The organism is Microbulbifer jejuensis (genome assembly GCF_047289955.1).
In the GTDB taxonomy this organism is placed as follows: domain Bacteria; phylum Pseudomonadota; class Gammaproteobacteria; order Pseudomonadales; family Cellvibrionaceae; genus Microbulbifer.
Genome location: NZ_JBLBUB010000001.1, coordinates 242,082 through 266,830 on the forward strand (window position 1 = coordinate 242,082; position 24,749 = coordinate 266,830).

Below are 24,749 nucleotides of genomic sequence, written 5' to 3' on the forward strand. Positions count from 1 at the left end.
ATGGCCACCGATTGTTTGCTGGCAGTGCCAAAGACAGTGTGGCAGCACGAGACCCGCAGGTTGTAGTGCAGGTTTTTGTCCCCATCGTCTAGAGGCCTAGGACACCGCCCTTTCACGGCGGTAACAGGGGTTCGACTCCCCTTGGGGATGCCAATAGGGCCCGGCAGCCGAGCTGCCGGGCCAATCCAAAATGCGGGAATAGCTCAGTTGGTAGAGCGCAACCTTGCCAAGGTTGAGGTCGCCGGTTCGAACCCGGTTTCCCGCTCCAACTAAAAAGCCGCTCGAACGAGCGGCTTTTTAGTTTTCCAGTCTATTGCCTGTTAGTCTATCTATTTCACTGGTGCGCCCCGGCTTGCAACTGCTCGGCGGCGTTTAGAGTCAAATCCCTGCCCTGTGCTTGAAATCTTCCAGGCAAGCCCGTTGAATGGCGCTTTCAGCGATAGGAGTGAAAGATGACTGCGGCGCTATCCATCCAAAACTTGCAAAAAACCTATGAAAATGGCTTTCAGGCTCTGAAAGGCATCAGCTTTGCGGTACAGCCGGGGGACTTTTTTGCCCTGTTAGGTCCCAATGGTGCGGGTAAGTCCACCACTATTGGCATTATTTGCTCGCTGGTGCGTAAGACGGCGGGGAGTGTTTCAATTTTCGGGGTTGATACCGACAGGAATTTCTCCGCCGCCAAGCGTTTGCTGGGTGTGGTACCCCAGGAATTCAATTTCAGCCAGTTTGAAAAGGTCTCCGACATCTTAATGACCCAGGGGGGCTTTTACGGGATGCCGCGCAAACTGGCTGGGGAGCGCACAGAAAAGTACTTAAAGCAGTTGGGTCTTTGGGACAAGCGCGCGACCCAGGCGCGTATGCTGTCAGGAGGAATGAAACGCCGGTTGATGATAGCGCGGGCACTGATTCACGAACCGAAGCTGCTGATCCTCGATGAACCGACCGCCGGGGTGGATATTGAGTTGCGCCGCTCCATGTGGCGTTTCCTGGAGAAGATCAACGCGCAGGGCACCACGATAATCCTCACAACCCACTACCTGGAGGAGGCAGAAAGCCTGTGCCGCAATATTGCCATTATCGACAAGGGAATTATTGTTGAGAACACCTCGATCAAGTCCCTGCTGAAAACACTCAATCGCGAGACGTTTATCCTCGATTGCAACGCGTATCTGACCAAGGCGCCGGTTTTGATGGAATTTGAATGCCGCCTCTTGGACAGCCATTCCCTGGAAGTCACTGTTGAGAAGGGCCAGTCGTTGACCGAGCTTTTCATTGCGCTCAAGGCACAGGGCGTCACTGTGACCAGTATGCGCAACCGCGCCAACCGTCTGGAGGAATTATTTCTCTCCATGCTGTCTGAGGAAAAAATGGAAGGGCTAGAGCAGTGAGCGGCAAGTTGATCTGGATATCATTCAGCACTATTTTCCGTCGTGAACTGCGGCGTTTTACCCGCATATGGCCGCAGACGCTGGTACCGCCAGTGATCACCATGTCCCTGTATTTTGTTATTTTTGGCTCGCTCATTGGCAGACGGATCGGTGACATGGGTGGCTATCCCTATATGGAGTTCGTGGTGCCGGGGTTGATTATGATGTCGGTGATCACCAATTCCTACGCGAATGTGGCTTCCTCTTTTTACAGTGCCAAGTTCCAACGCAGTGTTGAGGAGCTTCTGGTGTCCCCCACGCCCAACTGGACGGTGATGGCTGGCTATGTGTTTGGGGGCGTCGCGCGGGGTTTAATGGTCGGTTTGATTGTAACCCTGGTGGCAGTGTTTTTTACTTCATTGAGTGTGAAGTATCTGGTTGTCACCACGGCCATCGTGTTATTGGCCGCAGTATTGTTTTCCCTGGCTGGATTTATCAATGCGATCTATGCCAACAGTTTTGATGCCATTTCCATTATCCCCACTTTTGTACTGACACCACTCACTTATTTGGGGGGTGTCTTCTACTCCATTGATTTGCTCTCCCCATTTTGGCAGGGGCTGTCGAAACTGAATCCGATTTTGTATATGGTGAATTCCTTTCGGTACGGGATTCTGGGCGTCTCCGATATCAATGTGGTTTGGGCTTTTGTCGGGGTTCTGATATTTATTGCATTGCTTGTGGGCTGGGGTCTCTACCTGATGAGCCACGGCAAGCGTTTGCGGCACTGAGGCTGAGTATGAGCAGAAAAGACTGGCACAATCTCCCTCTGGGCCGGGAGACTACTTACGAATCCACCTACAACCCGCAGTTGCTGCATCCAATCCAGCGCTCTGTTTCCCGCGCTCAGTTGGGGCTGCCCCCCGGTGCGCTGCCGTTTTTTGGGGTGGACGAGTGGTGGGCGTTTGAACTCTCTTGGCTGAACCCCAGGGGCAAGCCCCAGGTGGCAGTGGCGCGCTTCAGCTTTCCCGCAGAGAGTCCCCACATGGTGGAGTCCAAATCCCTCAAATTGTATCTGAATGCGTTTAATCAGAGCAGGTTTGAGTCCTGGCGCTTGGTGCAGGATACTCTGACACGGGACCTGAGCGCCGCCGCTCTAATCAATGTGGGCGTCACCCTGATGGATGTGGAGGATGCGGCCCTGACGGTGGAAAAGCCCCAGGGCTATTGCCTGGATCCTCTGGATATCGAAGTGGCGCAATACCAGCCGGATTCGGCACTGCTCGCCCTGGACAAACGCGAGGAGGACGTGAACGAAACACTCTATAGCCATCTGCTGCGCACTAACTGTCCGGTTACCGGTCAACCGGACTGGGCCACAGTCGTGGTGGAGTACAAGGGACCAGCGCTCGAGCGTGAGGCGCTATTGGCCTATATTATTTCCTTTCGCGAACATCAGGATTTTCACGAGCACTGTGTAGAGCGCATGTTTTGTGATCTCCGGCAGCTGGCGGATTTTTCCGAGCTGACGATTTGCGCCCGCTATACTCGCCGCGGGGGCCTGGATATTAACCCCCTGCGTACTACGTGTATTGAGAAACATTTGCCACCGCGCTTTCCCCGCCAGTAGTCTTCCGGTTTTTTCAGGATTGGCCCGGAAGCACTCTGGTGGGGGGTGGGCTTTCTAATTTTAAACACGCAAAGCAACATCCATTGCCCCCCGAGCTGGCGTTCGGCTGGCGGACAAGCGTGCCCCGATCAGCTATTCTGGTCTGGTGAGACGGTTTGCCGAACAATCGCCCTTGAAGTAGCGGTACAACCGCGCAGAGTTGCTTGCATTCAAGGGGCACACAGAGCGGTGGTGACTTTTTTTATGCCATACGGACCTGGCAATCTGCCTGATTGACGGGGAAATAATATCTTCGGCGGACTTTACCATGGACTGGAAAGTTGGATCGCCTGTGGGGTTTCTGCAACTGAGCCACCGGGCGCCGGGGTGGAGATTTTTCCATTTGCCCAGGCTCACGCTTGTATTCTTGTTTTTTCTACCTTTCTTATTGAGTCCCGGCCAAGTCTCTGCTGCCGAGTCTTTCCTGGTGCCTCTGGGGCCCATCGCCCAGGAGCAGAAAACGCATTTCCTGTGGGTGATAGCCCTGACCATGGTGGCGATCTTTCCGGTGTTTATCCTGGTGCCGGTGATACTGATCAAGTACCGCCGCAAGAAAGGACACGGTATTTATGCACCCAAGTGGGAATCTTACGGTCCGCTGGAGCTGATGATGTGGGGTGTCCCTTTTATGGTGATACTGGTCCTGTCTTCCATGCTCTGGCGTGCCACCAGCCGGTTGGACCCCTACCAGGCGGTTGAAGGGGTTCTACCGCCTATACAGATGCAGGTGGTGGGACTGGACTGGAAATGGCTTTTCATTTACCCCGACCTGGGTATCGCCACGGTTGGAGAACTGGTGATTCCTGTACACACACCAGTATCCATGACTTTGACCAGCGATACGGTAATGCAATCATTCCTGATCTCCGCTCTCGCTGGGCAAATCTACGTGATGCCGGGTATGACCACCAAGCTTAATTTTATTGCTTCGAAAACTGGGGAAACCGAGGGGGAAAACACTCAGTTCACGGGAAGGGGATTTGCCGATCAAAAGTTTACAGTATTGGTGAGGAGCGAAGAGGAATTTCACACCTGGTCGGAACAGGTGCGTGCTGTGGGAATTGAACTGGATACGGCCACCTATCATCGTTTGGCTGAGCGTTCAACTCGGCGCAAGGCGCATAGTGAATTGGCCACGGCGCAAATGCCTGCCAAAGCCATTTATTTCACGCTACCCAATTTACAGCTTTTCCGGAACATTGTGATGCGCTATCACTCCGGTAAACCGCTCAGTATTGAGGAGCAACCCGGTACGGAAAAATTTGGCCGGAGTAAGGATGCTGTGAGGGATGCGCAACCATGAGTAGTGCCGATCACTTCTGGCTGGGAAAATTGAACTGGGATTCAATCGTTTTCAGCAGCTTCCTGCATAATCCGTCGGTGAGTGAGGCTGTTGCCAGTGCCGCCGGTAGTATTGTGATTTTTGCCACACTTGCCACGCTCGGATTAATGACCTGGTATCGGGTCTGGGGCATTCTCTGGTCCGAGTGGTTGACCAGTACGGATCATAAAAAAATCGGCATCATGTATATTGTGTTTGCGTTGGTGATGCTGACTCGCGGTCTACTGGAAGGGATGGTGATGCGGGCGCAACAGGCCGCCGCACCAGAGGGATTTCTCTATGCAGACCACTTTGCCCAGTTGTTTAGTACCCACGGCACTATTATGGTTTTTTTCGTGGCCGTTCCATTCCTGGTGGGTATTATCAACTACGTGATGCCACTTCAGATTGGTGCCCGCGATGTGGCTTTTCCGGTATTAAACCAGATCAGCCTGGCGGTCACAGTGTCATCCGGCCTGTTAATGATGATATCCCTGGTGGTGGGTGAGTTTTCCACCGGTGGCTGGTCCGCTTATCCACCCTACACGGGGGCGGATTTCAGCCCCGGTGTTGGCCCTGACTATTGGATCTGGGCCATTGTATTTTCCGGTGTGGGCACCACCCTTACGGGGATTAATTTCACCGTGACCATCTTGAAATGTCGTTGCCCCGGGATGCGGCCATTTCGTATGCCGATGTTCTGCTGGACGGCGTTGTGCTCTTCTATTTTGATGATTTTTGCCCTGCCACCGCTCAGTGTAGCAGCACTGATGTTGGGACTGGATCGGTACCTGGATTTTCATTTTTTCACCAATGATCTCGGTGGGAACATGATGAATTATGCCAACCTGTTTTGGCTATTCGGACATCCAGAGGTCTACCTGCTGGTCTTACCCGCTTACGGTGTTTTTTCCGAAGTTTTTTCCACTTTTTCCGCAAAGAGACTTTACGGGTACAAATCTCTGGTTTTTGCTACTGCAAGTATTGCGGTATTGAGTTTTACCGTGTGGTTGCACCACTTTTTTACCATGGGGCAGAGCCCCACGATCAATATCGTTTTCGGTATTGCAACCATGCTGATTGCGGTACCCACCGGTGTTAAAGTTTATGACTGGATGGCGACCATGTACCGAGGGCGGATTCGCTTTACCGCGCCGATGATTTACGCTATTGGGTTTCTGATTTTGTTTGTGATCGGCGGTTTGACCGGCGTGATCCTGGCCAATCCGACAGTGGATTTCCAGGTGCATAATACCTTGTTTCTGGTGGCGCATTTCCACAATGTACTGATTCCCGGTGTGTTGTTTGGTCTTCTCGCTGGATACAATTACTGGTTTCCGAAAGCGTTCGGTTTTCGTCTTAATGACAAGTTGGGCCGGCTGTCAGCGTTTCTGTGGATTGCCGGTTTTATGATGACATTTCTCCCTCTGTATGGAGCGGGGCTGCTCGGCATGCCACGGCGCTCCTTCAGTTATATGGACCTAACCTTCAAGCCTTTTATGGTGGTGGCCTTTATTGGTGCGATGGTGATACTCGCCGCGCTGATTACCATTGTGGTGCAATTGATCGTGAGCGTGCGCAACAGAAACCAAAACCGGGTACCCGTCGGTGACCCCTGGGATGGCCGCTCCCTGGAGTGGTCGATACCGGCACCGGCACCATCCTATAATTTTGCCCAATTACCCCGGGTAACGGAACGGGATGCATTTACCGAGGCCAAGGAACAGGGGTACGCCTATCAGCCGCCAAAGGTATACCGGGATATTGAGCTTCCGAAAAACAACCCCCTGGGTTTTATTCTGTGTGTGGCCAGTGGAGTCCTGATGTTTGCTCTGGTCTGGTATATGTGGTGGTTGGCCCTGGCCTCTGCGTTGCTGATACTCGGCGCAGTGATAGCTTCCTCTTTTCGTTGGGAATCCGAGCGAGTTATTCCGGCAAGTGAAGTCCAGTCAGATACGGAGCGATGGTTGGGATTGGTGAAAAGGAGCCAAGCGGTGGACAGGGACTTTGAAAATACCCCGCAGAACACAGGCTATGCCAAATTGGAGCATTAGACCAATAGATGGAAGGAAACACTGCAATCAATAATCCGAGCACGAACCCGGGAGATATTCCAGGTGCCTTGCACAAAGATCCGGATGTGGCCATCTTTGGGTTTTGGGTTTTTATGATGAGCGATCTGATTTTCTTTGGGGTCGTCTTCGCCATTTATATCACTATGATCGGCGCCACGGCCGGGGGACCTGGCCCGGAAGAGTTGTTCGATTTTGGCAGCCTGTTTGCTCAGACTATGTTGCTGCTTACCAGTAGCCTCACCGTGGGTATTGCCACGGTTACTATGAAACATCAGCGTAGCCAAGCCAGTTTTTTATTCTGGGTGGTGCTGACCCTGGTTCTGGGGCTCGGCTTTCTGGCTTTGGAGCTTTACGATTTCTCAGCAATGGCCGCAAAAGGGGGGGTACCACAGCGTAGTGGTTATCTGTCCGCCTTTTTTGGCCTTGTGCCCCTGCACGGGCTACATGTTACATTTGGTTGTCTGTGGATGCTGGTGCTGATTGCACAGATATGGTGCGTGGGGATGGTGGATATCATAAAGCTGCGTTTTTTGCGCCTGGCTCTGTTTTGGCACTTTCTGGACTTGATCTGGATCGGGATATTTTCGGTAGTCTACTTTGGCGGGTGGATATATGGCTGACAAATCCGGATTTACAACCCATTTGCGTGCTTATCTCACCGGCTATGTACTGTCTGTAGTGTTGACGCTCGCCGCCTTCGCAGCGGTGCTCTCTGCAGGTCCGGATAATAAGCGTGTTCTGTTGCTGGTAGGACTGCTGGGAGTGGCCCAGCTGGTTGTGCAGCTCAAGTACTTCCTAAATGCGACTACGCAAAAAGAGCAGCGTGAAAATCTGGCACTGGTACTGTTCTCAACCCTGATTCTGTTGATTATCGTTCTGGGTACCGTGTGGATTATGGGTAACCTGGCTGTCCGTATGCACACAGCCCTTTAACAAACCAAATTGTGATGGCTCTGCAGACTAATAATCACAAGACTCAAATAATCACCTTGGTCTTCAGGCTGGAAGTTGCTTTTTGTAAGGACTGCAACACTTTTTCTTTGTCATAATTGCGAATTTTGTCCAGGTCCAGGTGCATGGAAAAGCCGGGTGCGTGTTCTTCCAGATAGCTCTGCTGGCCACCAAGGTTTTTGCGCAGATCGGTAACTTGGTAGACCTTTACCGGGGTGCTGATCCCTTTTACGGTGATATGCCCTTTGTCGCGGCACATGACCGTGTGCTTAATCATGGCCCAGGTCTCGTGGCTGATCAGGATTTCCCCGGGCTGGGCCGCACCTTCAAGGCGCGAAGCCAGATTTACATGCGTGCCCATCACTGTGTAGGACTGGTAGTTGACCGTACCAAAAATGCCCACGGTGCAGTAGCCAGTATTGATGCCCATTCTCACCTGCAAGGGCCGTGAGATCCCTTTGCTGTACCATTCCTGTTTCATTTCTCGCACGCGCTTGCGCATTGCCAGGGCCATGGCCACGCAGCGCAGGGCGTCGGATTTCGGCCCATTACTTTCGTCGTCTCCAAATACCACCATCACTGCATCGCCAATAAATTTATCGATGGTGCCGCCGTACTGCCCGGCGATGCGGGCCATCTCAGAGAGATAGTTGTTGAGCAGAAGCGTGAAGGTTTCCGCTTCCAGTTCTTCAGTAAGCTGGCTGAAATCCTTGATATCAGAGAAGAAAACACTCAGCAGCTTCCTCTGGGTGGTCAGTGCTTGCTCGTCACCGGTGGTTACAGAACGCCACAGTCGGTTGGGCAGGTATTTGGACAATTTATAGGAACGCAACTTGCTTACCCGCTGCTCGGTTATCAGAGCGCAGTTAGCGCTCTCAAGCAGCCTGATCTGTCGCTGGGTGAAAAAAGCGTAGGCGCACAGATAAGCCAAAATCCCAATGAGGCTCACGGTGCTGATGGTGAGGTCGGCACTGATTAACAGGGTTGGCCTGTGCATTAGGTAACCAGCGGCAACGCCCACAAGTAGGCCGGTATTATGCTCAAACCAGTTGCGCCCGCCGCCTGAGGTGAGGGCATTCAGCTGTACAACAGTAACAAACAGTAGGGATGGGAGCATACTAAAGTTGGCCAGCGCGATGGTAATGCCAATCAATACTGTATCGATGAAGGTCAGGAAGCGGCGGGCCTTTTGCGCTTTTATAGCCTGGACCCGGCAAAGAATATACTGGGCGACGGCGCAGTAGGTTACTAGTAACACCGCCATACTGATACTGAGCAGCTTGTCTAACTGCCATGGGGGTGACCAGCCGTCTGCACTGACATTGATCAGGGTGCCCGCTGCCGCGAAACAGACCAGGGTGCGAAAATAGGTGGCGTAATGGGGGTTGATGCTCCGCCCTGTGTCTCCTTCGTGCTGGTTCTGCATTTGTGGTTATCTTTTTCCATTGGAGCAGAAATTGAACATGTTGCGAGCAGGTGGAAGATGGGCTCCAGTATCCCCTGTGTCGGGCAATGGCTGCGCAGCGTTTTATTGGGTGAAGTGTACTCTTCCAAAACCCAGATTGCGAAAAAACCGTTGCCGGGCCTTTTGCGCACTTTGGGCCAGTGCAGGCATTGCTAGGGTTCATTGCGGTAGACTTCGGACTCAGTATGTAACTGGAGAGCACCATGGATGCCCTGATAGCCCTGCATAATAGAGTTTCAACAGCCAAGCTTATAGGCCCCGCGCCAACCGAACAGCAGCGACAAAACCTCTTTCGTGCTGCCTTACGTGCGGCGGACCATGCCTGTTTGCGCCCCTGGCGATTCCTGCTGGTGGAAGGAGAGGCGCGCAAGCGCCTGGGGCGGATTTTCCTGCATGCGAGCGAGCAGGCAGAGGGGGTGACCCTGACGGAGGCACAGCGCCAGCGGACCCTGGGCATGCCCTTGCGTGCGCCTTTAATCATCATTGCCATTACCCGCCTGCAGGAGCACCCAAAGGTGCCCTATCTCGAACAGCATATGTCCACGGCCGCAGCAGTACAGGCCATGCTCACTGCCGCCTACGCTGAGGGTGTGGGCGCTTATTGGCGTACCGGCCCATTGGCAGGCAATCCGCTGGTGGCCAAGGAGCTTGGACTGGCCCAGAACGAGCGAATAGACGGCTTTATCTATTGCGGGACCCCCGAAAGTGCTCCTCGCCAGGCACCAGATCTACAGGTGGATGCGTTTTTTTCATATTGGAGTGCACATTAGTGCTTGCATATGGAGAAGCATTTGGGTAAAGTGCGCGGTTTCTCGGCCAGGATGTTAGATATCTTATTGATTTCATTGGATATTTAGAAATCGAGAACGCCCCCTTCTGAAAGCGAGTTTTTTTCAGGGGGTAACAATTTGGTGAGGTGTCCGAGTGGCCGAAGGAGCACGCCTGGAAAGTGTGTATGTCGAAAGGCATCGAGGGTTCGAATCCCTCCCTCACCGCCATTTTTAAAAATAAGTCCCTGATTTTTCAGGGATTTTTTATTTCTTAGCTCTACAATCCCCCACTTAGCCCCCCACTTAATACTGCGCTACTCTTCAAGCATCCCAACAAGCCTATAGGCATTTAAACTATGTGGATCTGGGGTGTGCTTCCAGGCCATTTTGGAAAAACATCTAGTAGGCTCGTCGTAAAGCATCGCCAAATCAGGTGAATGTTTTTATGCGACACCATCAAGTTTTTTCTCTACCCAAGTCTCCACCTCTCGACTGTCCCAGCCAACGGCGCCTGGCCCTATCCGCTTTTGCTGAGGAAACTGTCCTTCCTTGGCCATCCGGTAAATACTGCTACGTTTATAGCCGGTGAGTCGCTCAACTTCAGGTAATCGCAAAATGCGGCGAGGTGTTTTCATATTCTTACCTTTTGAGTCACAGTGCTTCATTTCCTTATTCTGTAAATTGCGACGCGGCCAAAGCCGCGCCACATTCATCAGATCTGCTTTTCCTTTCGTCTTTACTCAATTTCATTTTGTTATTACTGCGGAAAGCATTAGATTTGTCGATTAAATTAATTAGCTTTTTTCCAGGGCGGAGCATAAAAAAACAACACCGGCTGTTAGTAAGGAGGTAGGGTCATCTGATATTCATTTCTTCTCTCCTTGCCGTTCCTTGAGAGGTTCTGTTTGCATTCTGTGAATAGTTCATGCGCTGTCTTCCAGTAGAAGCCCTCGCCCAGTGGCAGCCTTTAGTTGTTGCAGGTCTTGTGTCAGGCACTCCGCCAAACCTGCGGTTTTATGGCTTAACTTGATCATTGCGTCGCAGCGGGTGGCAAGGCGGATCAGGTCCAGATAAGGCACTACGACTGGGTTACCTGGCAGGCGCATCTGGGCCACCATGGCGTTTAGCAGGGCGTATTTGTCGGCGTCTGTGGTTTGAGTTGCGTGGTAGCCACCGGTTTTGCGGATAGTGGGTAGAACTTCCGAAGTAACCCAGCGGCGGAACTCTTGTGCCTTAGGTTTGCGGCTCTTGAGTACCGCGTGATACAGGCCGGATTCGTTGATGACGGTCATTTCCTGGTCGCCGCCAAGGGTGGGCACAATCTGCCTACCCTTTTCGTCGTCATCCAGGTTACGGGCTAAATCCTTGGCAGTTGTGTACTCTAAGGCTGTCGCCACATCGGTAGCAACGAACCAGATTGCGTCATCAGCTTCTATGACGCGTACAGCATGGGAGTGAAAGTCAAACGGAATGACAGGGGAGTTTGGCATGATAGCCTCCTTGCATAGCTGATTACCCGCCGCCAAGGAGTTGCATATCTCGATAAGGCGGCGGGGTAGACGGGTATGCAATACCGCTACAAGGAAACGGCGGGCCCGAAGGCCCCCCGAATACCCCACCATAACAAGGAGGTTTCGCGCACAAAAAAAGACGCATACAGCTAAAGGCGTCTTTCCGGCGCCTTGTAAATACGGGTTGCATATCCCGGCTCTCGATTTTGCGAGAGCGGGATAAGCATGGCACTGTTCCCCGATTTTTGTCAACAGGGGAAGTGTGCTCTTCCGTATTGGCGCCTTTTGCATGTTCATGCCTATTTAATCCATCACTTTCTGACTCAACCTATTTTCTCGCGTTCGCTGGTTTTTCTACCGACTTAGCCCGCAAGTGCGGGCTTAAGGTGACTTCTAAATCTGCCGGCCCTACACCGGCTCTGGGTTTTCAATCCTTGGGTGGTTCACTAAACGCCGGCATGACTTGCTGTAAAAGCCAGGCTTCGGATTTGGTAGCGTTGGCAGTGACACTTTTGTACTTGCCGCCTGGACAGCGGAGGGTAGCGACAATTTTGGGCATTAGGCTCTCAAATAGGGGGTTGCCGAATTGCTGTTTCAGGTCATTGATGACGGTTGTACAGTGATCAAGCTGTTTCTCTAACTGTGGGGAGACGTGTTCGATAACAGCCTGTGCCCCGATAAACTCCCGCGCTTCTTTGACTGAGAGCAGGCGATAGGCGACGATATCTTTTTCGTGGTCGTCGTGATCCCAATCCCCAAGGGTCAGATCAAACGAGTCACCGGCAAATACAGCCAGCTCTGTGCCCTGACGCAGGCGGATGGCGATTGGGGTGCCCTCCTCAATCCCTGCAGGGAGGCCGCCTGTCTCGTTTCCTGCGAATTTTATCCATTCAGGGATTTCAGCCTGTGGTGCTTCGACAGTTTCGTAGGGCTGGGCGCTTTCGATTTTGACATCCATAATTAGATCCTTTTAAAAAATGGGCCCAGTACCAAAGGCCCTAAGCTTGGGGGTACAGCTGATTGAATGCGCCAGGGGCGCGGGTTAAAAATTACTCGCCAGAGCTTTGCTTGCGCTCTGAAGATCCATGTCCATAAGCCATTCAATAACCGTGGATTCGTTCACCCGAAATTGAGTGGCGATGGTGCCAATGATTACTGCATCGCAGGGGCGCCTCCTTCGGGTGGAGGGAGAGGAGACTTGACTGATGGACGGGTTTGCTGGCTGAATGTGAGACTTTTGAGCGCGTTCACAATCCCGATCTACTTGCTCACCAAAGCGCTGGGCTTCCTCTTGAAGCTGTTCCTCTTCTTGTTTGCGCTTTTCTTCAGCTTCTCTGTGTTCGGCGATGCGTGCAGTGATAGCTGCCCGAAGGTCATCACCATCTTTCAGTACCAGAGCCTGGGTATCGGAAAATAGCGTTTCATAGCCAGCAGTAGCTGTGCGAAGCGTTTCCAGATTGATACGGATCTTGTCGGCAATCTGGTTGGCTTCAATTTTGGCGCGGGCCAGCTCGGTGTTGACGGCATCGCGCAGGCTGGCAACGGTTCTCTTGCCCTTCATAACGCCGGCAAAGTTGGTAGGGATGGCCGGCATCCGAACAATGCCAGCCAAGGTCTGATTGATCTGCTCTATGTGATCTGTCATGGCCTTAGCTGCTTCCATGGCGATCTCTTCGCGGATCTCGCTTTTACGGGCCTTAACCTGCTTTTCAAGCTGCAAGCGTTTGCCGCGGGCCTCTTGACTAATGTCATCGATTGTTTTGAAGAGTTCATCGATAGACTGGGTTTGGCTGAGAGCATGCGCTTTAGCCGCGCTGAGGCGTTCCTCAACCTCTTTACACCACTTCACGGTCTTCTCTGCGTCGGCGAAGTCTTGGTCGGTATCCAGATCTGTGCTAATGCCTTTGAATACGGTCGAGGCGTGGTTACGGAATTCCTGCAAGTTACTGGCGGTGACCATGCCTTTAACTTCGATATGCAGAGCCGGCAAGGTTTTAGGAGCCTGGCCAACAACTTCATTCGCCTTTGGCTCTGGCTGGTAGTTCTTCAGGTCTTCGGCGAATTGCTGCCAGCCTGCCAGGATAAATTGTTGATCCTTTTCATTTGGTAGTAACCAGAGATGGACGCACCGGTTTTCGGTGCCGTCAGACACCATGTACAGACACTTTTCAGCACCGCTTACTAACAGCTGTTGCTGGACCTGGAAAGCATCTTCTACAGGGCACTGTCCAGACTGGACAGTGGAAGCCTTTTCCTCATTCCACTGTTTGTGCTCCCAGATAATGCGATCATCCATGGTGATACCGTCGAAACTGGCCAGCAGATAGTCTTCATCACAAACAGCGGTTGCCGGGTACAGCTCTTCTCCAATGATTGACTCAGCAATTGGGCGAGCACTTGCCTCTAAAGCGTGGCCTTTGTCGAAAAGGTTCTTTTGAACCCAATCGCTGTATTCCTTTTCGTCACCGGTGAACTTCAAGCTCAAAAGCTCGGTGCGCTTAATTCTCTTGGAGTCCCCCATCATTATGGGTGCCTCACTAGCAGTGAAGTATTTAGCGCGGGCGGCGTGCCATTCAGGAGTACCTTGGGTAAGGTTTAGAATTCTCATGCTGCTGCTTCCTCATTGCCGATAGCTAGAATTTTCTGGCGCTGTACTTCGCTGAGGACTGCACGGCTCTCAAGTGTGGCCAGGATTTTTTCGGGGGATTTCTTGCCTGTCACAATCAAGCCCTTCCAGGTTTCAAAATTCGTGTTGAATTTCTCGTCTGGATACTGTTCGGGCAGGCATTGCTTAGCGGGCTCTCTGCGTGGAGTAATGTCACGCTCTCCGGGGATGTCCTGGGCCTCTTCCACTGTGATTAATCCACCGAGGGCGTCAGAAAACTTATCGCGCAGGGCATAACCTCGCGCCCGCCACATCAACATGCGCTTGGGGTATTGAGTCCAGGGACCAGACTTGCCCCAGAGCCCTGCTTTTTGGGCGTCAGCCTGGCTAAACGTCTGTGTGTGAACCTTATCCTCTCCACGGCGCCAGACTGTGCAGGTTGCGGTCATGGTCTGCTCGTCAAAGCTTTCTTCATGGCCACCAAAGCAGGGATGGTTTTGTACTAGGGCCAGGAGCGCATCACCGTAGATGGAGGGTTTTCCATTGATGGTTGCGATGTTCTGCAAAGATTGAATTGGGTTGAGTCCAAGCTCGCCACCCATCATCATGGCCACCAGTGCGTCCTGGGGCCTGTCCTGATACTGCTTTGGCACCATTTGGCTGGCGGCCAGCATGTTGGCTATTTCCATGGCTTCGCTCATGTTTTGAGGCTGCAATGCAAAGCCACCGGTTTTTGCAATTTCCCTAGACATAGATATCCTCACACTCCCAGTTCACTTTTTGTTTAGCCGCTTCCTGCTGCGGGAAAGGGATAATTTCACCGCGTTTTGCTGCACCTAATTCGTAGACGGCTTCTTCTGCCCAACTAATGTCGCCCAGGGCTGACTGCAAACGTTCACGAATGATTGCTTGGGATTCCTGTATCCACTCCCAGCGCCGTAAATCGCCCTCCGGATAGGGGTTTTCCAAGTATCCCCAGCGCTCGTAGGCATTGCGGCAGCGCTCCCGAACAGCTATACAAACCTCTTCCCACCAGTCCGCCTCCCAGTCGCGAACCGCGCTTATTTTCAGAGTGGGGAATAGATAACTGGCTATGCGAGTTATCCGAACTGCGGCTCTACTGATGCTGGTTTTCTTTATCTGCATAGTTTTCATTTCTTGTTCACCTCAGCCCGCATTTTTTCGCGCAGCCGAACCTTCTCAATGACCGGGAGATTGTCAGCTTTCTGGTTGCAGGATTTATGAGCCAGCACTAAATTCTCTATTCTGTTCGGGCCGCGCTGGCTTAGTGAAACCAGATGCTCCACAGTGATATCCTTATCAAGTTCAAACGGTCGCCCACAGTAGAAACATTCATCGCCGTCTCGCTTCAAAAGCTGCTGCTTACGTTTATTCCCACAAAATCCCTTTGTTGGCTTTCCCTTTCCGGCCCACTTTCCACTGGAAAAAAATGCGGTTAAAGCCTCAATAACGAGTGGGCCGCTGACAGAGAATTTACCCTTGCTGTTTCGATAGATAACACCGACGCCTTGGGAACAACGGAAACGAATCACCTCATATTCATTGGTGATCGGCAGCATCTCTGCTCCATGGTTGGCAAGCCACTTCATGAAGCTGATGATTCGTTTTTCAGAGAGGCGGTTGATCATTTCAGGCATACCCCTATTAATTCAAAGGAGCGTTTTCGGCGATATACCCGGCAGTGCGTGCCGCTTTCTCGAACTGCCAGAAATATTTCTCGGCGATATAGCGAGTGGTGGCTAATGCGGCGTCGTGAATCAAATCCCCGGCTTCATTGCGGTAGCCGGCCAGAGCCGTTGTGGCCAGAAGGCTCTGGCCGGTTGAATCGGAGCCTTCCGCCAGTTTTTCGATAAAGGTGGGGATGTGCTTATCGATGAGGTTGTGAGCGAGAGCGGCTTCTTGGCTGAGCTTTCCTGATTCCCGCATCAGGTACATCTCTATGAAGAATGTAACGTTTTCAATTTCGTCTTCGGTGGGTTTGCGCCAGGAGCCTGGCAGCCCTTCGATGTAACCATGCTCTACGGCAAGCGGCTCCAGCTCTTCGCGAAACGCTTTAGCCAGCTTCAAGGCGCATTCGTTGGCAAACTCTTGGCTGGCACTGGCCCACAGGAGAATGTCACCCATGCGGCTCTTGTCGATTTCATCCAGGGCAATCTCCGAGAATCGAGATTCACAGCAGGTCTCCAGGCGAGAACGATCCCGCCATTTCTTAGGGAGGATGTGCTCCAAGAAATACTCCGCAATGCCCCTCTCCACGCGCTTTGTATCTTCGGCAGTTTCTTCTGGCTGGCCGTCTTGGTGGCGCTCAAAGTCACTCAGTGCGCTCTCTACTGGTCTGGTTGAGTTGGTGGCGAAGGGCATCATTGCGCCACCTCCTGGAACCCTTTCAGGTCGGGCTCAGCTTGACGAGTGGCACTGTCGAGGCGAATACAACCGCTTGTCAGAATTGTGCTGGATATGGTCGATCCGCCGGGTTTGCCCACTTCAGGTATAGCTCGCTGCACGAGCGCGATCACATCCTCCAGGCTGCCGAGACGGCGTTCGATCAATTCAGCCCAAGGGGCTTCCGGTAGCTTTTGTGCTGTGGCTGTCATGTCCCTTCCTTGCTGACCGCTATTGCCTTTCGTGATATCTTAAATATCACATAACGAGATATTGCAGTCAACGCGAATCGCGATATTTTGCATAAAATATGCGACTAAACAGTCAGGTATGGTCAGAGAAGCTAATTTTTGACGCAAAAAAGCCCGCGTGGAGCGGGCTTTCGGTAGGATGTCGAGCTTTGTCCTATGTGGCCTTTGCTGCTTTAACGTTCTTCAACAATACAGAGCTAAGCGCTGTATTCGGATATTTCAGGATCATTGATGTGGCATACTTTTCAGCACAACCCATAAAATGAATGGAAGCATCCATACTCTTTCGCAATGTTAAGATGCTCAACATTGCTAGCGCACGCTCAGGTTTATATTTTTCGCTATAGCGCTTAAGCAAAAATTCTGTATGAGAAACAACGAAATTGTTAGCCTCAGACTTACTAAGCCCATGCCAAAAACAGGTGATTTTACATCTTGTTAAAAAAGCCTTCTGCGTCAGGGTCGAAAGTATTGGAATTATTCTTTCTTCATCATGGGTTCTTTTTTTTTAAGCGCAGTAAAAGCTAGCCCGCAGATGATGAGAACTGCCAGAATCTGCATGAGTAGTGTTTTTGCATCTACCGTTGCAGGAATTCTATACTCGTAAAGGGGGAGGTCGAGCAAAAACCCATAACCAGCTTTAAGGATGGTGTGGCGTGGGCCGATAATCACATATGGAGGAAAAATTACCATGATAAATACTGCAATAGCAGTACAGATCAAGGTCAGTCTCTGCTTGTAGTTCATATCGGCCCTCGGATGTTCTTATAAATCGAATTCGAATTTCTTGGCTACTCCGACAATGCGGCTGTTGCTGTTGATGGGGATTGGAGCGTAGGCCGGATTTAACGGCTTCAAGTACTTGTTGGGGCCGTCGATCACCAGCTTTTTGAGCGTGGCCTCCTGGGTGTCCACCAGCTTGGCGACGACGATGGAGCCGTTCATATAGGCAGCATCCGGGTCCACGATCACAACCGAACCCTCGGGGATTGATAGCCCGCTCGGCGCAGTCATGGAGTCGCCCTCCACGCGTAGGGCAAAGGCGTGCGGTCCCACGCGGGCTGTGGTTTCACGCCACTCGTCAGCCTCGCCGGGCGTGAAGTTATCGACAATCTCAGCCCAATCGCCAGCCTGCACCCAGCTGATTAGCGGTATCTTGCCGCGAATGTCGGGGCCCGGCGCCACATTGGCGTGATAATTTCCATCTTGCTCCTGTATTGAGTTGGCTCCATCTGAGTACAGAGATACTGCAGGGATACCCAAGGCGCTAGCGATTACGCGGACATCCTCAAAACTCGGCTCTCGCTTGTCGTTCTCATAGCCGGAAATACGGCTCTGGTGCTCCCAGCCGCAATGGTGGGCCAGTTCGGCTTGTGACCAACCATTTGCCTGTCTGGCGCTTCTAATTCGTTTACCAATGCTCATGCCGCACTTATAACGCGGAGTGTGGTAAACGCATAACGCAATTTGTGTTGACATATATCACATATCGTGATTATTCTTCTCTCATGTGATACGGAGAAGCAAATGAATAGGATTGCTGATTACCGAAAGAAGGCCGGGCTTACACAGGCTGAAGCTGCGGCAAAGGCTAGCTGGGAGCACCAAAGCCGATGGTCTTCTTACGAAACCGGCGCCCGGGTGCCTGGCGTAGATGATGTTCGGCGAATCCTTCGGGTGCTGAACAGCAATGGCGCGCCATGCTCGTTCGACGAAGTGTTTCCAGCACCTGGCAGCCACGACTCTGCGGCCTGAATAACCATTAGGAATCAACTGAATAAAGATAAGGGCATCAAGCATGTATGCAGACCCCAAGCATATTAAGGACCGTGAGATCAAATTACGCGTTGATGACGCGACTTACAAACTTATCGAGTCACTAGCAGAGTTCAACAGAACGCAAAAAGCAGTCCTGGTGCGTGAGTTTGTTGAAGCACAGCTAGCGCTGTTCTCTGATGAGGATAGCAACGAAGGTCAAGCGGCCTGAAGGCCCCGGAGAGGGCCTATGAAGGAAATGTTCACACCGTTCACGCATGGGCAGGCCGAAAAGTTAGATCAACTGGCCAAAAAATATGGCAAAACTACGGAAGAATTCTTCGCCGAAATTGTGAAGCGAGAGTTAAAGAAACGAAATAAGCCCGGAATTCCGAAAGGTAATATTCGGGCGTTCAGGAGGACCTGAATAGTCCCTGAAAGGTGGCTGAACATAGATTTTTCCTGACAGCCCAAGCGCTGCCAGAGTTTTTTAACAGATCGGCATAGTAGAGAGGGGGGCTGGGTAGTGCCCAGGACCGGGTGCAACCGGTCCTGGGGCTTGGTTAGAGGAGGCCACTTTCGCTGAGCGCAAAGAGCAGAGCTGCTGAAGAGGTAATGATCTTGTGCCAGCAGATGGTCACCTCAATATTGAGATTGGTTTTCATGGCTTGTTTCCAATCAAGCGACTCAACCGGTTGGGTCGTGAGTTTGGCTCATTTATCCAGCCCCCTCTCTACTGTGTCGATCTGGTTTTTTTCTCCAACCAAAAAAGGGAGATGAGATGAAGATTAGAAAAATTAATGGCGAGTTTGTTTTGGAGCCACTGACATCTGATTCCGAGGCGCTACTAGAGCGCCTGATTGAAGATGGTGGAGCTGTAGAGGTGATCAGATCAGGAGAGTGCACGGTCAAGCCATGCGTTCACCTCCTTAGAGCCACAGCTTGCCCATGGCGAATTCAGAGTAATGACATACAGCTTATCGTTTTGATCGATCAAGGATGTCAGAGCACACAAAATTTGAGCTGGGTCTGAATCGGTACTGATTACATAGGACGACTCAGATAGCCTTGCCCAATAACCGGCACTGATGTCCTGAAGGGCTTTGACAATTGGAGGGAGCCTGAGCTGCTGATTTAAGTCATAGGTAACTAGTAAGTTATTCATTATTTTTTCTGGTAGCTGTTGGTGTAGGAGCTTCCAGCATACCGCGAGATCCCGTCACCTGGGTAGTGGTGAGGCAGCCGAGGCAGACCGGCACCTTTCCAAGCAACAGTACCAAAACCATTTAAAGCCGCAGAAGCGGACGGAGACATAAATGATTAGGCGAGGGCCGCGTCCAGAATCGCATTACCTGGTGATTTCCAATGAAGTTGCTACGGACCGTCGGCTGTCATACGGAGCGGCTGGCCTCTTGATCCACCTTCTGTCAAAACCGGACAACTGGACCGTATCTGTTGCTGCATTGGCCAGAGAGTCACAGGAAGGCAGAGATAAGATTTACAAACTACTGAATGAGCTGATCGAGTTGCGTTATGCCCGTCGCACTCCAGTGCGTGATGACAACGGAAAAATGCAGGGCACAGATTATGAGATTTTCGATGCACCACTTCCTGAAAATCCGGAAGTGGATGGCGCGGATTATCCACTTCCTGAAAACCCGGATACGGATTTGCCGGATACGGATTTGCCGACACTACAAAGTAAAGAATATACAAAGAAACGATCTAACAAAGTAACCAGTGGTGGTGCGCGCAAGCGCGCCCCTGCAAAACCTGGGAAGTCGAAAATCAATTTCGATAGCTGGCCCAATCCCCCTGATAACCAAATCCTGTCCGACTGGCTGGCTGTCCGCAAAGCCAAGCGAGCCCCGCTTACCCAAACCGCTGTCAACCTGATGGCCAAGGAACTCCGGGCAGCGCACAACGCCGGGTACTCGGTGGATGACTGCCTCGGGCTCTGCTGCAAGCAGGGCTGGCAGGGCTTTCGATTTGACTGGCTCCAGAACCACCTACGCAACCACGGAGGGCAGCCCAATGGCAATGGCTCATCACAACCGGCAAACCCATTCACCGATGAAACCGACTGGCTCAACGGCGCAGCTCGTGAACGAGTTATTCAAGCAACTGGCGGGCATCAAGCCGGGCTGGCGGGCGGCCTTCCCGGACCAGTCGGCGATTGGAGCGGCCAAGAACCAGTGGCTGCTGGCGCTGATGGAGGCAGGCATTTCTGACTGGAGCGTGATCGAAGGCGGTTTGGCTGAGCTTCGGCAAAGCGCAGGACCATTCTTGCCATCGACTGGAGATTTTATCGAGATGTGCGGATTGCGGAAGCTGAGCCAGTTGGATGTACCGAGTGAGCAGGAAGCTTTCAGACAGCTTCAGCGGTTCATGGGACCGCGAGAGACGAACCGCGATTTCTCCAGGCTCCACCCAGCGGTCTATGCCGCGTACAAGAAGCTCGACTGGAGCGTGATGGCGCAGAAATCTGATGACAAGCAGCGGCGTCTGTTCTCCGATGCCTGGATGCAAGTATGTCGAGACATCAAGGCCGGCCGTGAGCTTCCGAAATATATCCCACAGAATCGCAGTATTGGGCCGGTGAGGACGATGCACCAGAGGAAGGTCAATCCGCAGGCATATTTGGATAACTTGAAATCCCTGTTTGCCGACGAGGAAACCCCAGCGGAGCATGCGTGATGCCAGAACAATTTCAGGTTAATAGCCAAGCCAGCTTGCAGGGCTTCTTCGTCCAGTGTGAGCGCCTGTTTGAAGAGCACAAGGTACTGCGCTTCTTCTGGCGCCTGGGTAAGGACCGCAGTCTGGACCAGAACCGTATGTGCTTCGAGCTGTACCAGCGCATTGGTCGCGCCCTCTACGGTAATGACAGCGACCATGCCCGCGCCGAGTGCAAGTTGACCATTGGGGTGCCGATTCTGCGGGAGGAAGACGAAAAATTCCGTGAGAGCTACGACAAGATCATTCGCCCGGTGGCTTATCAAGACAAGCTCGATCTGATGGCCTGGTTTCCGGTGACGCGGTTGATGACGGTCAAGCAATGCCAGCGCTATATCGACTCGGTGTTTAACCAGTACACCCTCAAGGGCGTGGATTTTGGAGCATTGCTGCATGAGCAACACTAAGTTGCGCCAAACAGCGCGCGGAGAGGACTGTACTTTGCGCCTCTACCCGCACTGCAATAGCAATCCTGAAACCGTGGTGCTGTGCCACCTGCCCAGCAACTCCGGTCTGGCCCGCAAGTCTCCCGACTGGTGGGGCGTGTATGGCTGTAATTGTTGCCACGATGTGATCGACGGGCGCTGTAAGACCGAGATCTCAATAGCGGAGATAGAGCGCAGCAAGTTACGGGCACTGTATGAAACGCAGACTCGGATGCGAGACAAGGGGTTGATTCGATGAGCGCCCTGGAGGAGATGTTCGCCACTCAGCTCCTGGCTCTGGGTAGAAAGTCGGGATTAGCGGCACCTGAACGTGAGTATCGGTTCGCCGCTCAGATTGTTGGCCTTGGTAAGGGGTTGCGCAAGCGCTTGGCCGCTGCCGGCTTGAAAGACTGGCGCTTTGATTTCGCATGGTCAGAGCGCAAATTTGCAGTGGAGATAGAAGGCGGAGTCTGGATCAATGGCAGGCACAACCGCGGCGCTGGCTTTGAGGCAGATTTAGAGAAGTACCACCATGCAATGCGGCTAGGCTGGGATGTCTACCGCTGTGGGGCGCGACTGGTGAAGAGTGGAGAAGCGGCTCTATTGGTTCACAACTTGTTGGTATCCAAGCAATGAGATTTCATTCGGCTCGACAAGCCTGGCATGACGCCTTTGATAGTCCAACCACAACATTCGACTATGAGGCCATCGCTGGAAAGAGTACAGCAGTGACCGGCTCCAGGCGGAGGCTGAAAACGGTTCTTCGGGACGATGAGGGAAAGGTGATTTGCCGATTGCCAGCCCCCAGAACAGAAGCGTCGGAGACACTGGTAGGGAAGGGTAGTGCTGGACGAATAATGGACGCCTGTGAAAAGGGCATGGTTCAGAGCGTGATTGCCCAGGTGCGTCGAGCTGACCCTCTGGCCTATTGCTGGGGAATGGCTGCTTATGCACCACCGACATCTCGTTTTAGAGAACGTGCCGCGCTGCTCCACTATTTGATGACCGAGTTTGACCAATGGGAGGAGCCACACGACAGAACCCGGGTCAGCAAGTTGGCATTGTTTTGTATTACCGCGTGTGCGCTTCGGGATGTGAACAGCAGGCCTATCAATCTCAATCATGCTCGCGACATCCTGGGCTGTAACAAGACAGAGTGGAACCGAGAATGGGTGAGGATCTGGAAGCGATTTCAACGTCGCCTGGATTCACTGCCTTCAAGGGCATTAGGCCCAGTGGCTAAACTCGTTGAAGATTATCTGGAGCGTTTCTTATCAGGGTGTTGACAACTTTGTCCTGAGAGGGTATAAAAACCCTAGCATGCCTTTTTTGCGCATTGCAGGCTAAGAGCTCGCTATTTGGCGGGCTTTTTTGTGTCTGAAGCTCAGGCATGTGCTCCGCAATGTAATGTGATGTCATTGGCCGATGTGCTGATCTACGCCAGGGCCAACGTATATTGTAATATGATGAAGGTCAGTAAGGTATGGATTGAGTCTTTAGCAAAGGCGCTTACTAATTTGAATGTGCGATAACCTTCACAATTCACATATAGGTTTGGGAAATGAGAGAAATTAACATCAATGAGCTTGATCAGAAGCTAAAAGATATGATTTTAACTCCTGATCCAGTGGATGAAGATATTATCGTTCGCTCAGAAGATGGAAAATCCACTTTAGGAGTATTCATTTCCCCTGAGGCCTATGAATACTTCTTGAGGTCCGTAGAAGAGGAAGAGGATCGTATTGATGCTGAGTCAATTGAAGAGTTCCACCGCGGAGAAAAATAGCTATGAGCAATGAAGTATCGGAGGATCAGAAGGATATTCAGGAAATCCTGAAAGAAAAAGAGTCCTCAAATAATAGTGGAGAAGAGCTGTCTACATGGAACCCTGGTCTAGGGCTGACCAAAGAGAAAAGTAAAAATGACGTACACGGTAAAGTTTGGTAAAAAAGCCGAAAAAGCATATAAAAAGTTGCCAACAGATGTTCGTTTTCGCATTGATCAAAAGCTGTCCTACTTGAGGCATACCCCGAGAGGTCCAGACACCAAGAAGCTTAAAGGTTACGAAAACGCTTACCGAACTAGAGTTGGCACCTACAGGTTAGTATACGAAATAGATGACGGTGAATTAATTGTTTGGATTGTCGATGTAGGTCACCGGAGCAGTATTTACAGTTGAAGGTGTTCAAAGCTCTTCATTAGCCAGCCTTGAAGGCCGAATTTTACAGCCCAAATCAATCCCAAGCCCGCCCAGTGCGGGCTTTTTCGTTTCTGGTAATCCCATGTTCAAGAACATCTACTTCACGAAAGCGGAGCTGTCCTGCCGTTGCTGCGGGGAACTCCACTTCTCGGATGACACGCTGCGCCGATTGATAAGAGCCAGGGTGCGCTTCAACAAGCCGATGGTGATCACCTCCGGTTATCGCTGTCGGGACCACTGCGCCAGTATCGGATCGACCATGACACACACTACCGGGCAGGCTGTAGATGTATCAGTTTCAGGTGGGCGTGCCTATGAGCTGCTGGGGATCGCGATAGAGGAAGGGTTCACTGGTATTGGCATAAAGCAGCATGGTTCACACAAGGGCCGATTCCTGCATCTGGATGATCTTGAGCGTACCGGCCCCACAATCTGGAGCTACTAGCCATCTTTATAGGTTGTACAAAATTTGCTCAATGGTCTGATTGTAATAGCAGCTTGGGGGAACTGGTGCAGAATTGCTTCTGGGGTAGGAGTCCAGGATAATAGTGGACGCGGTAACCACTAATCACCATATACTAACAAGGCGGAAGGGAAGAATATCCTTATCTCGGGACCGTATGTGGCATGGACGCCGATTACGAGCGTACAGGGAGGTATTCACAGCGTGTCCCGAGAGGAGGGTATTCTTTGCTTCCGACCCGGTAGTAAATCTTGAACATAATATGGAAAAATATGAACTGTAAATCTTATCTTCTGCCGATGTTACTCGGTTGTTTCCTCACCGCAAGTCAAACGTATGCGACTGATAGGACAAACGCTCAATTAATTAAGCGCATTCAATATAATGGCGCAGCGCAAACTCTATTTTTTGTTGGCGAGTCAAAATGGTCTTCCGAAAATTGTGCAAGCGCAACTTACATTCAGATAAGAAGCACGGAGGTTCCCGGGATAAAAGAGATAATGTCTATCGGATTAGCAGCGCAAATGGCCGGTAAAGATGTCGAGTTTTGGGGGGCATGCGATTCCAATCCAGACTATTTCAATGCTAACTATATAGTTATCGAGTAAAAATATTTAACAAAATTTATTAGTTCAACCTGTAAAAAAATACACCTGGAAACGCTATAAATTCTTGCGGCGTGCGTGCCAGATATGATGCTTAACTAACGAGGCGTAAGTTCTCGTACAAGTTAACCAACCACTCCAACCGGTCACTGAGCCGGTTTTTTTATGCCTGGAGAAAGA

General features: G+C 51.7%; 35 protein-coding genes and 3 tRNA genes. 26 read left to right on the forward strand and 12 right to left on the reverse strand.

Features of this window, described 5'->3' with window-relative positions; genetic code table 11:
- Positions 1-77 precede the first annotated feature (77 nt).
- The 9 genes from ACL7TT_RS01155 to cyoD all read left to right on the forward strand — a co-directional run bounded on the left by ACL7TT_RS01155 (position 78) and on the right by cyoD (position 7,365).
- Positions 78-153 (forward strand) — tRNA-Glu (locus tag ACL7TT_RS01155).
- A 39-nt stretch (positions 154-192) separates the two neighbouring features.
- Positions 193-268: transfer RNA gene (locus tag ACL7TT_RS01160), tRNA-Gly, on the forward strand.
- A 184-nt stretch (positions 269-452) separates the two neighbouring features.
- Positions 453-1,388, forward strand: a complete 936-nt coding sequence (locus ACL7TT_RS01165; protein WP_299940586.1) for an ABC transporter ATP-binding protein — start codon at positions 453-455, stop codon at positions 1,386-1,388.
- Positions 1,385-2,158 carry an ABC transporter permease gene (locus ACL7TT_RS01170; RefSeq protein WP_299940583.1) on the forward strand — a complete coding sequence of 258 codons (774 nt, stop codon included), beginning with the start codon at positions 1,385-1,387 and terminating at the stop codon, positions 2,156-2,158. The genes ACL7TT_RS01165 and ACL7TT_RS01170 overlap by 4 nt, the downstream gene beginning before the upstream one ends.
- 8 nt (positions 2,159-2,166) lie before the next feature.
- Positions 2,167-2,997, forward strand: coding sequence for an NADPH-dependent 7-cyano-7-deazaguanine reductase QueF (gene queF, locus ACL7TT_RS01175; RefSeq protein ID WP_299940535.1), 831 nt, complete (start codon positions 2,167-2,169; stop codon positions 2,995-2,997).
- Positions 2,998-3,304: 307 nt separating this feature from the next.
- Positions 3,305-4,339 carry a cytochrome c oxidase subunit II gene (locus tag ACL7TT_RS01180; RefSeq protein ID WP_413392464.1) on the forward strand — a complete coding sequence of 345 codons (1,035 nt, stop codon included), beginning with the start codon at positions 3,305-3,307 and terminating at the stop codon, positions 4,337-4,339.
- The gene (locus tag ACL7TT_RS01185) at positions 4,336-6,411 is read left to right on the forward strand and encodes a cbb3-type cytochrome c oxidase subunit I (RefSeq protein WP_413392466.1); all 2,076 of its coding nucleotides are present in this window, start codon (positions 4,336-4,338) and stop codon (positions 6,409-6,411) included. The genes ACL7TT_RS01180 and ACL7TT_RS01185 overlap by 4 nt, the downstream gene beginning before the upstream one ends.
- Before the next feature lie 8 nt (positions 6,412-6,419).
- Positions 6,420-7,052 (forward strand): cytochrome c oxidase subunit 3, encoded by a 633-nt coding sequence (locus ACL7TT_RS01190; RefSeq protein WP_413392468.1) that lies wholly within the window; start codon positions 6,420-6,422, stop codon positions 7,050-7,052.
- The gene (cyoD, locus tag ACL7TT_RS01195; RefSeq protein ID WP_299940523.1) at positions 7,045-7,365 is read left to right on the forward strand and encodes a cytochrome o ubiquinol oxidase subunit IV; all 321 of its coding nucleotides are present in this window, start codon (positions 7,045-7,047) and stop codon (positions 7,363-7,365) included. Before ACL7TT_RS01190 ends, cyoD begins: the two co-directional genes overlap by 8 nt.
- Before the next feature lie 43 nt (positions 7,366-7,408).
- Here the strand turns inward: cyoD and ACL7TT_RS01200 are convergent, their stop codons facing one another.
- Positions 7,409-8,809 (reverse strand): adenylate/guanylate cyclase domain-containing protein, encoded by a 1,401-nt coding sequence (locus tag ACL7TT_RS01200; protein ID WP_413392470.1) that lies wholly within the window; start codon positions 8,807-8,809, stop codon positions 7,409-7,411.
- A gap of 242 nt (positions 8,810-9,051) precedes the next feature.
- On the opposite strand from ACL7TT_RS01200, the gene ACL7TT_RS01205 reads away from it, so the two are divergent.
- Both ACL7TT_RS01205 and ACL7TT_RS01210 read left to right on the forward strand, forming a co-directional pair.
- Complete coding sequence (locus tag ACL7TT_RS01205; RefSeq protein ID WP_413392472.1) at positions 9,052-9,618, forward strand: nitroreductase family protein; 567 nt, start codon at positions 9,052-9,054, stop codon at positions 9,616-9,618.
- 140 nt (positions 9,619-9,758) lie between these two features.
- Positions 9,759-9,846 (forward strand) — tRNA-Ser (locus ACL7TT_RS01210).
- 215 nt (positions 9,847-10,061) lie between these two features.
- Here the strand turns inward: ACL7TT_RS01210 and ACL7TT_RS01215 are convergent.
- The 11 genes from ACL7TT_RS01215 to ACL7TT_RS01265 all read right to left on the reverse strand — a co-directional run bounded on the left by ACL7TT_RS01215 (position 10,062) and on the right by ACL7TT_RS01265 (position 17,813).
- On the reverse strand, positions 10,062-10,331 hold the full coding sequence (locus ACL7TT_RS01215; RefSeq protein ID WP_413392474.1) for a helix-turn-helix transcriptional regulator: 270 nt from the start codon (positions 10,329-10,331) through the stop codon (positions 10,062-10,064).
- A 210-nt stretch (positions 10,332-10,541) separates the two neighbouring features.
- The gene (locus tag ACL7TT_RS01220; protein WP_413392476.1) at positions 10,542-11,108 is read right to left on the reverse strand and encodes a BRO-N domain-containing protein; all 567 of its coding nucleotides are present in this window, start codon (positions 11,106-11,108) and stop codon (positions 10,542-10,544) included.
- Between the two features lie 448 nt (positions 11,109-11,556).
- Entirely contained in the window at positions 11,557-12,087 is a 531-nt protein-coding gene (locus ACL7TT_RS01225; RefSeq protein WP_413392478.1) for a hypothetical protein, read from the reverse strand.
- 84 nt (positions 12,088-12,171) lie between these two features.
- The gene (locus ACL7TT_RS01230) at positions 12,172-13,737 is read right to left on the reverse strand and encodes a YqaJ viral recombinase family protein (protein ID WP_413392480.1); all 1,566 of its coding nucleotides are present in this window, start codon (positions 13,735-13,737) and stop codon (positions 12,172-12,174) included.
- Positions 13,734-14,486, reverse strand: a complete 753-nt coding sequence (locus tag ACL7TT_RS01235) for a recombinase RecT (protein WP_413392482.1) — start codon at positions 14,484-14,486, stop codon at positions 13,734-13,736. The genes ACL7TT_RS01230 and ACL7TT_RS01235 overlap by 4 nt, the downstream gene beginning before the upstream one ends.
- A complete protein-coding gene (locus ACL7TT_RS01240; protein WP_413392484.1) occupies positions 14,479-14,889 on the reverse strand; it encodes a hypothetical protein in 411 nt (136 codons plus the stop codon). Before ACL7TT_RS01240 ends, ACL7TT_RS01235 begins: the two co-directional genes overlap by 8 nt.
- Positions 14,886-15,392 (reverse strand): HNH endonuclease, encoded by a 507-nt coding sequence (locus tag ACL7TT_RS01245; protein WP_413392486.1) that lies wholly within the window; start codon positions 15,390-15,392, stop codon positions 14,886-14,888. The genes ACL7TT_RS01240 and ACL7TT_RS01245 overlap by 4 nt, the downstream gene beginning before the upstream one ends.
- A gap of 7 nt (positions 15,393-15,399) precedes the next feature.
- Positions 15,400-16,119 carry a hypothetical protein gene (locus tag ACL7TT_RS01250; protein ID WP_413392488.1) on the reverse strand — a complete coding sequence of 240 codons (720 nt, stop codon included), beginning with the start codon at positions 16,117-16,119 and terminating at the stop codon, positions 15,400-15,402.
- On the reverse strand, positions 16,116-16,349 hold the full coding sequence (locus tag ACL7TT_RS01255) for a hypothetical protein (protein WP_413392490.1): 234 nt from the start codon (positions 16,347-16,349) through the stop codon (positions 16,116-16,118). Before ACL7TT_RS01255 ends, ACL7TT_RS01250 begins: the two co-directional genes overlap by 4 nt.
- 516 nt (positions 16,350-16,865) lie before the next feature.
- Positions 16,866-17,135 (reverse strand): hypothetical protein, encoded by a 270-nt coding sequence (locus ACL7TT_RS01260; protein WP_413392492.1) that lies wholly within the window; start codon positions 17,133-17,135, stop codon positions 16,866-16,868.
- 18 nt (positions 17,136-17,153) lie between these two features.
- Positions 17,154-17,813 carry a helix-turn-helix domain-containing protein gene (locus ACL7TT_RS01265; RefSeq protein ID WP_413392493.1) on the reverse strand — a complete coding sequence of 220 codons (660 nt, stop codon included), beginning with the start codon at positions 17,811-17,813 and terminating at the stop codon, positions 17,154-17,156.
- 102 nt (positions 17,814-17,915) lie between these two features.
- Between ACL7TT_RS01265 and ACL7TT_RS01270 the strand changes: the two genes are divergently transcribed.
- From ACL7TT_RS01270 to ACL7TT_RS01340, 15 genes are all read left to right on the forward strand, one after another.
- Positions 17,916-18,143, forward strand: coding sequence for a helix-turn-helix transcriptional regulator (locus ACL7TT_RS01270; RefSeq protein ID WP_413392495.1), 228 nt, complete (start codon positions 17,916-17,918; stop codon positions 18,141-18,143).
- Between the two features lie 43 nt (positions 18,144-18,186).
- Positions 18,187-18,375 (forward strand): hypothetical protein, encoded by a 189-nt coding sequence (locus ACL7TT_RS01275; protein ID WP_413392497.1) that lies wholly within the window; start codon positions 18,187-18,189, stop codon positions 18,373-18,375.
- An 18-nt stretch (positions 18,376-18,393) separates the two neighbouring features.
- A complete protein-coding gene (locus ACL7TT_RS01280; RefSeq protein WP_413392499.1) occupies positions 18,394-18,570 on the forward strand; it encodes a hypothetical protein in 177 nt (58 codons plus the stop codon).
- 354 nt (positions 18,571-18,924) lie between these two features.
- Positions 18,925-19,176 carry a hypothetical protein gene (locus tag ACL7TT_RS01285; RefSeq protein ID WP_413392501.1) on the forward strand — a complete coding sequence of 84 codons (252 nt, stop codon included), beginning with the start codon at positions 18,925-18,927 and terminating at the stop codon, positions 19,174-19,176.
- Between the two features lie 322 nt (positions 19,177-19,498).
- Positions 19,499-20,374: a helix-turn-helix domain-containing protein gene (locus ACL7TT_RS01290; protein ID WP_413392503.1), complete on the forward strand. Its 876-nt coding sequence runs from the start codon at positions 19,499-19,501 to the stop codon at positions 20,372-20,374.
- On the forward strand, positions 20,277-20,840 hold the full coding sequence (locus ACL7TT_RS01295; protein ID WP_413392590.1) for a replication protein P: 564 nt from the start codon (positions 20,277-20,279) through the stop codon (positions 20,838-20,840). The genes ACL7TT_RS01290 and ACL7TT_RS01295 overlap by 98 nt, the downstream gene beginning before the upstream one ends.
- Positions 20,840-21,283 (forward strand): hypothetical protein, encoded by a 444-nt coding sequence (locus ACL7TT_RS01300; protein WP_413392505.1) that lies wholly within the window; start codon positions 20,840-20,842, stop codon positions 21,281-21,283. Before ACL7TT_RS01295 ends, ACL7TT_RS01300 begins: the two co-directional genes overlap by 1 nt.
- Positions 21,270-21,560: a nuclease domain-containing protein gene (locus ACL7TT_RS01305; RefSeq protein WP_413392507.1), complete on the forward strand. Its 291-nt coding sequence runs from the start codon at positions 21,270-21,272 to the stop codon at positions 21,558-21,560. The genes ACL7TT_RS01300 and ACL7TT_RS01305 overlap by 14 nt, the downstream gene beginning before the upstream one ends.
- Positions 21,557-21,937, forward strand: coding sequence for a hypothetical protein (locus tag ACL7TT_RS01310; RefSeq protein WP_413392509.1), 381 nt, complete (start codon positions 21,557-21,559; stop codon positions 21,935-21,937). The genes ACL7TT_RS01305 and ACL7TT_RS01310 overlap by 4 nt, the downstream gene beginning before the upstream one ends.
- A 221-nt stretch (positions 21,938-22,158) precedes the next feature.
- Positions 22,159-22,587, forward strand: coding sequence for a hypothetical protein (locus tag ACL7TT_RS01315; protein ID WP_413392511.1), 429 nt, complete (start codon positions 22,159-22,161; stop codon positions 22,585-22,587).
- A 275-nt stretch (positions 22,588-22,862) separates the two neighbouring features.
- Complete coding sequence (locus ACL7TT_RS01320; protein WP_413392513.1) at positions 22,863-23,087, forward strand: hypothetical protein; 225 nt, start codon at positions 22,863-22,865, stop codon at positions 23,085-23,087.
- Positions 23,088-23,089: 2 nt separating this feature from the next.
- Complete coding sequence (locus ACL7TT_RS01325) at positions 23,090-23,248, forward strand: hypothetical protein (protein WP_413392515.1); 159 nt, start codon at positions 23,090-23,092, stop codon at positions 23,246-23,248.
- On the forward strand, positions 23,223-23,480 hold the full coding sequence (locus ACL7TT_RS01330) for a type II toxin-antitoxin system RelE family toxin (RefSeq protein ID WP_413392517.1): 258 nt from the start codon (positions 23,223-23,225) through the stop codon (positions 23,478-23,480). Before ACL7TT_RS01325 ends, ACL7TT_RS01330 begins: the two co-directional genes overlap by 26 nt.
- Before the next feature lie 103 nt (positions 23,481-23,583).
- A complete protein-coding gene (locus ACL7TT_RS01335) occupies positions 23,584-23,946 on the forward strand; it encodes a D-Ala-D-Ala carboxypeptidase family metallohydrolase (protein ID WP_413392518.1) in 363 nt (120 codons plus the stop codon).
- Between the two features lie 290 nt (positions 23,947-24,236).
- Positions 24,237-24,572, forward strand: a complete 336-nt coding sequence (locus tag ACL7TT_RS01340) for a hypothetical protein (protein ID WP_413392519.1) — start codon at positions 24,237-24,239, stop codon at positions 24,570-24,572.
- Positions 24,573-24,749 lie beyond the last annotated feature (177 nt).

What these genes read in the sequence shown, in the direction of transcription:
- ACL7TT_RS01220 (WP_413392476.1), bottom strand. Translation starts at nt 11,108, where the DNA reads ATGCCAAACTCCCCTGTCATTCCGTTTGACTTTCACTCCCATGCTGTA.
- ACL7TT_RS01225 (WP_413392478.1), bottom strand. Translation starts at nt 12,087, where the DNA reads ATGGATGTCAAAATCGAAAGCGCCCAGCCCTACGAAACTGTCGAAGCA.
- queF (WP_299940535.1), top strand. Translation starts at nt 2,167, where the DNA reads ATGAGCAGAAAAGACTGGCACAATCTCCCTCTGGGCCGGGAGACTACT.
- ACL7TT_RS01265 (WP_413392493.1), bottom strand. Translation starts at nt 17,813, where the DNA reads ATGAGCATTGGTAAACGAATTAGAAGCGCCAGACAGGCAAATGGTTGG.
- ACL7TT_RS01255 (WP_413392490.1), bottom strand. Translation starts at nt 16,349, where the DNA reads ATGACAGCCACAGCACAAAAGCTACCGGAAGCCCCTTGGGCTGAATTG.
- ACL7TT_RS01215 (WP_413392474.1), bottom strand. Translation starts at nt 10,331, where the DNA reads ATGAATGTGGCGCGGCTTTGGCCGCGTCGCAATTTACAGAATAAGGAA.
- ACL7TT_RS01185 (WP_413392466.1), top strand. Translation starts at nt 4,336, where the DNA reads ATGAGTAGTGCCGATCACTTCTGGCTGGGAAAATTGAACTGGGATTCA.
- ACL7TT_RS01305 (WP_413392507.1), top strand. Translation starts at nt 21,270, where the DNA reads ATGAGCAACACTAAGTTGCGCCAAACAGCGCGCGGAGAGGACTGTACT.
- ACL7TT_RS01310 (WP_413392509.1), top strand. Translation starts at nt 21,557, where the DNA reads ATGAGCGCCCTGGAGGAGATGTTCGCCACTCAGCTCCTGGCTCTGGGT.
- ACL7TT_RS01300 (WP_413392505.1), top strand. Translation starts at nt 20,840, where the DNA reads ATGCCAGAACAATTTCAGGTTAATAGCCAAGCCAGCTTGCAGGGCTTC.
- ACL7TT_RS01330 (WP_413392517.1), top strand. Translation starts at nt 23,223, where the DNA reads ATGACGTACACGGTAAAGTTTGGTAAAAAAGCCGAAAAAGCATATAAA.
- ACL7TT_RS01165 (WP_299940586.1), top strand. Translation starts at nt 453, where the DNA reads ATGACTGCGGCGCTATCCATCCAAAACTTGCAAAAAACCTATGAAAAT.
- ACL7TT_RS01235 (WP_413392482.1), bottom strand. Translation starts at nt 14,486, where the DNA reads ATGTCTAGGGAAATTGCAAAAACCGGTGGCTTTGCATTGCAGCCTCAA.
- ACL7TT_RS01250 (WP_413392488.1), bottom strand. Translation starts at nt 16,119, where the DNA reads ATGATGCCCTTCGCCACCAACTCAACCAGACCAGTAGAGAGCGCACTG.
- ACL7TT_RS01190 (WP_413392468.1), top strand. Translation starts at nt 6,420, where the DNA reads ATGGAAGGAAACACTGCAATCAATAATCCGAGCACGAACCCGGGAGAT.
- ACL7TT_RS01270 (WP_413392495.1), top strand. Translation starts at nt 17,916, where the DNA reads ATGAATAGGATTGCTGATTACCGAAAGAAGGCCGGGCTTACACAGGCT.
- ACL7TT_RS01205 (WP_413392472.1), top strand. Translation starts at nt 9,052, where the DNA reads ATGGATGCCCTGATAGCCCTGCATAATAGAGTTTCAACAGCCAAGCTT.
- ACL7TT_RS01280 (WP_413392499.1), top strand. Translation starts at nt 18,394, where the DNA reads ATGAAGGAAATGTTCACACCGTTCACGCATGGGCAGGCCGAAAAGTTA.
- ACL7TT_RS01285 (WP_413392501.1), top strand. Translation starts at nt 18,925, where the DNA reads ATGAAGATTAGAAAAATTAATGGCGAGTTTGTTTTGGAGCCACTGACA.
- ACL7TT_RS01335 (WP_413392518.1), top strand. Translation starts at nt 23,584, where the DNA reads ATGTTCAAGAACATCTACTTCACGAAAGCGGAGCTGTCCTGCCGTTGC.
- ACL7TT_RS01340 (WP_413392519.1), top strand. Translation starts at nt 24,237, where the DNA reads ATGAACTGTAAATCTTATCTTCTGCCGATGTTACTCGGTTGTTTCCTC.
- ACL7TT_RS01320 (WP_413392513.1), top strand. Translation starts at nt 22,863, where the DNA reads ATGAGAGAAATTAACATCAATGAGCTTGATCAGAAGCTAAAAGATATG.
- ACL7TT_RS01240 (WP_413392484.1), bottom strand. Translation starts at nt 14,889, where the DNA reads ATGAAAACTATGCAGATAAAGAAAACCAGCATCAGTAGAGCCGCAGTT.
- ACL7TT_RS01325 (WP_413392515.1), top strand. Translation starts at nt 23,090, where the DNA reads ATGAGCAATGAAGTATCGGAGGATCAGAAGGATATTCAGGAAATCCTG.
- ACL7TT_RS01230 (WP_413392480.1), bottom strand. Translation starts at nt 13,737, where the DNA reads ATGAGAATTCTAAACCTTACCCAAGGTACTCCTGAATGGCACGCCGCC.
- ACL7TT_RS01275 (WP_413392497.1), top strand. Translation starts at nt 18,187, where the DNA reads ATGTATGCAGACCCCAAGCATATTAAGGACCGTGAGATCAAATTACGC.
- ACL7TT_RS01260 (WP_413392492.1), bottom strand. Translation starts at nt 17,135, where the DNA reads ATGAACTACAAGCAGAGACTGACCTTGATCTGTACTGCTATTGCAGTA.
- ACL7TT_RS01200 (WP_413392470.1), bottom strand. Translation starts at nt 8,809, where the DNA reads ATGCAGAACCAGCACGAAGGAGACACAGGGCGGAGCATCAACCCCCAT.
- ACL7TT_RS01315 (WP_413392511.1), top strand. Translation starts at nt 22,159, where the DNA reads ATGGACGCCTGTGAAAAGGGCATGGTTCAGAGCGTGATTGCCCAGGTG.
- cyoD (WP_299940523.1), top strand. Translation starts at nt 7,045, where the DNA reads ATGGCTGACAAATCCGGATTTACAACCCATTTGCGTGCTTATCTCACC.
- ACL7TT_RS01180 (WP_413392464.1), top strand. Translation starts at nt 3,305, where the DNA reads ATGGACTGGAAAGTTGGATCGCCTGTGGGGTTTCTGCAACTGAGCCAC.
- ACL7TT_RS01245 (WP_413392486.1), bottom strand. Translation starts at nt 15,392, where the DNA reads ATGCCTGAAATGATCAACCGCCTCTCTGAAAAACGAATCATCAGCTTC.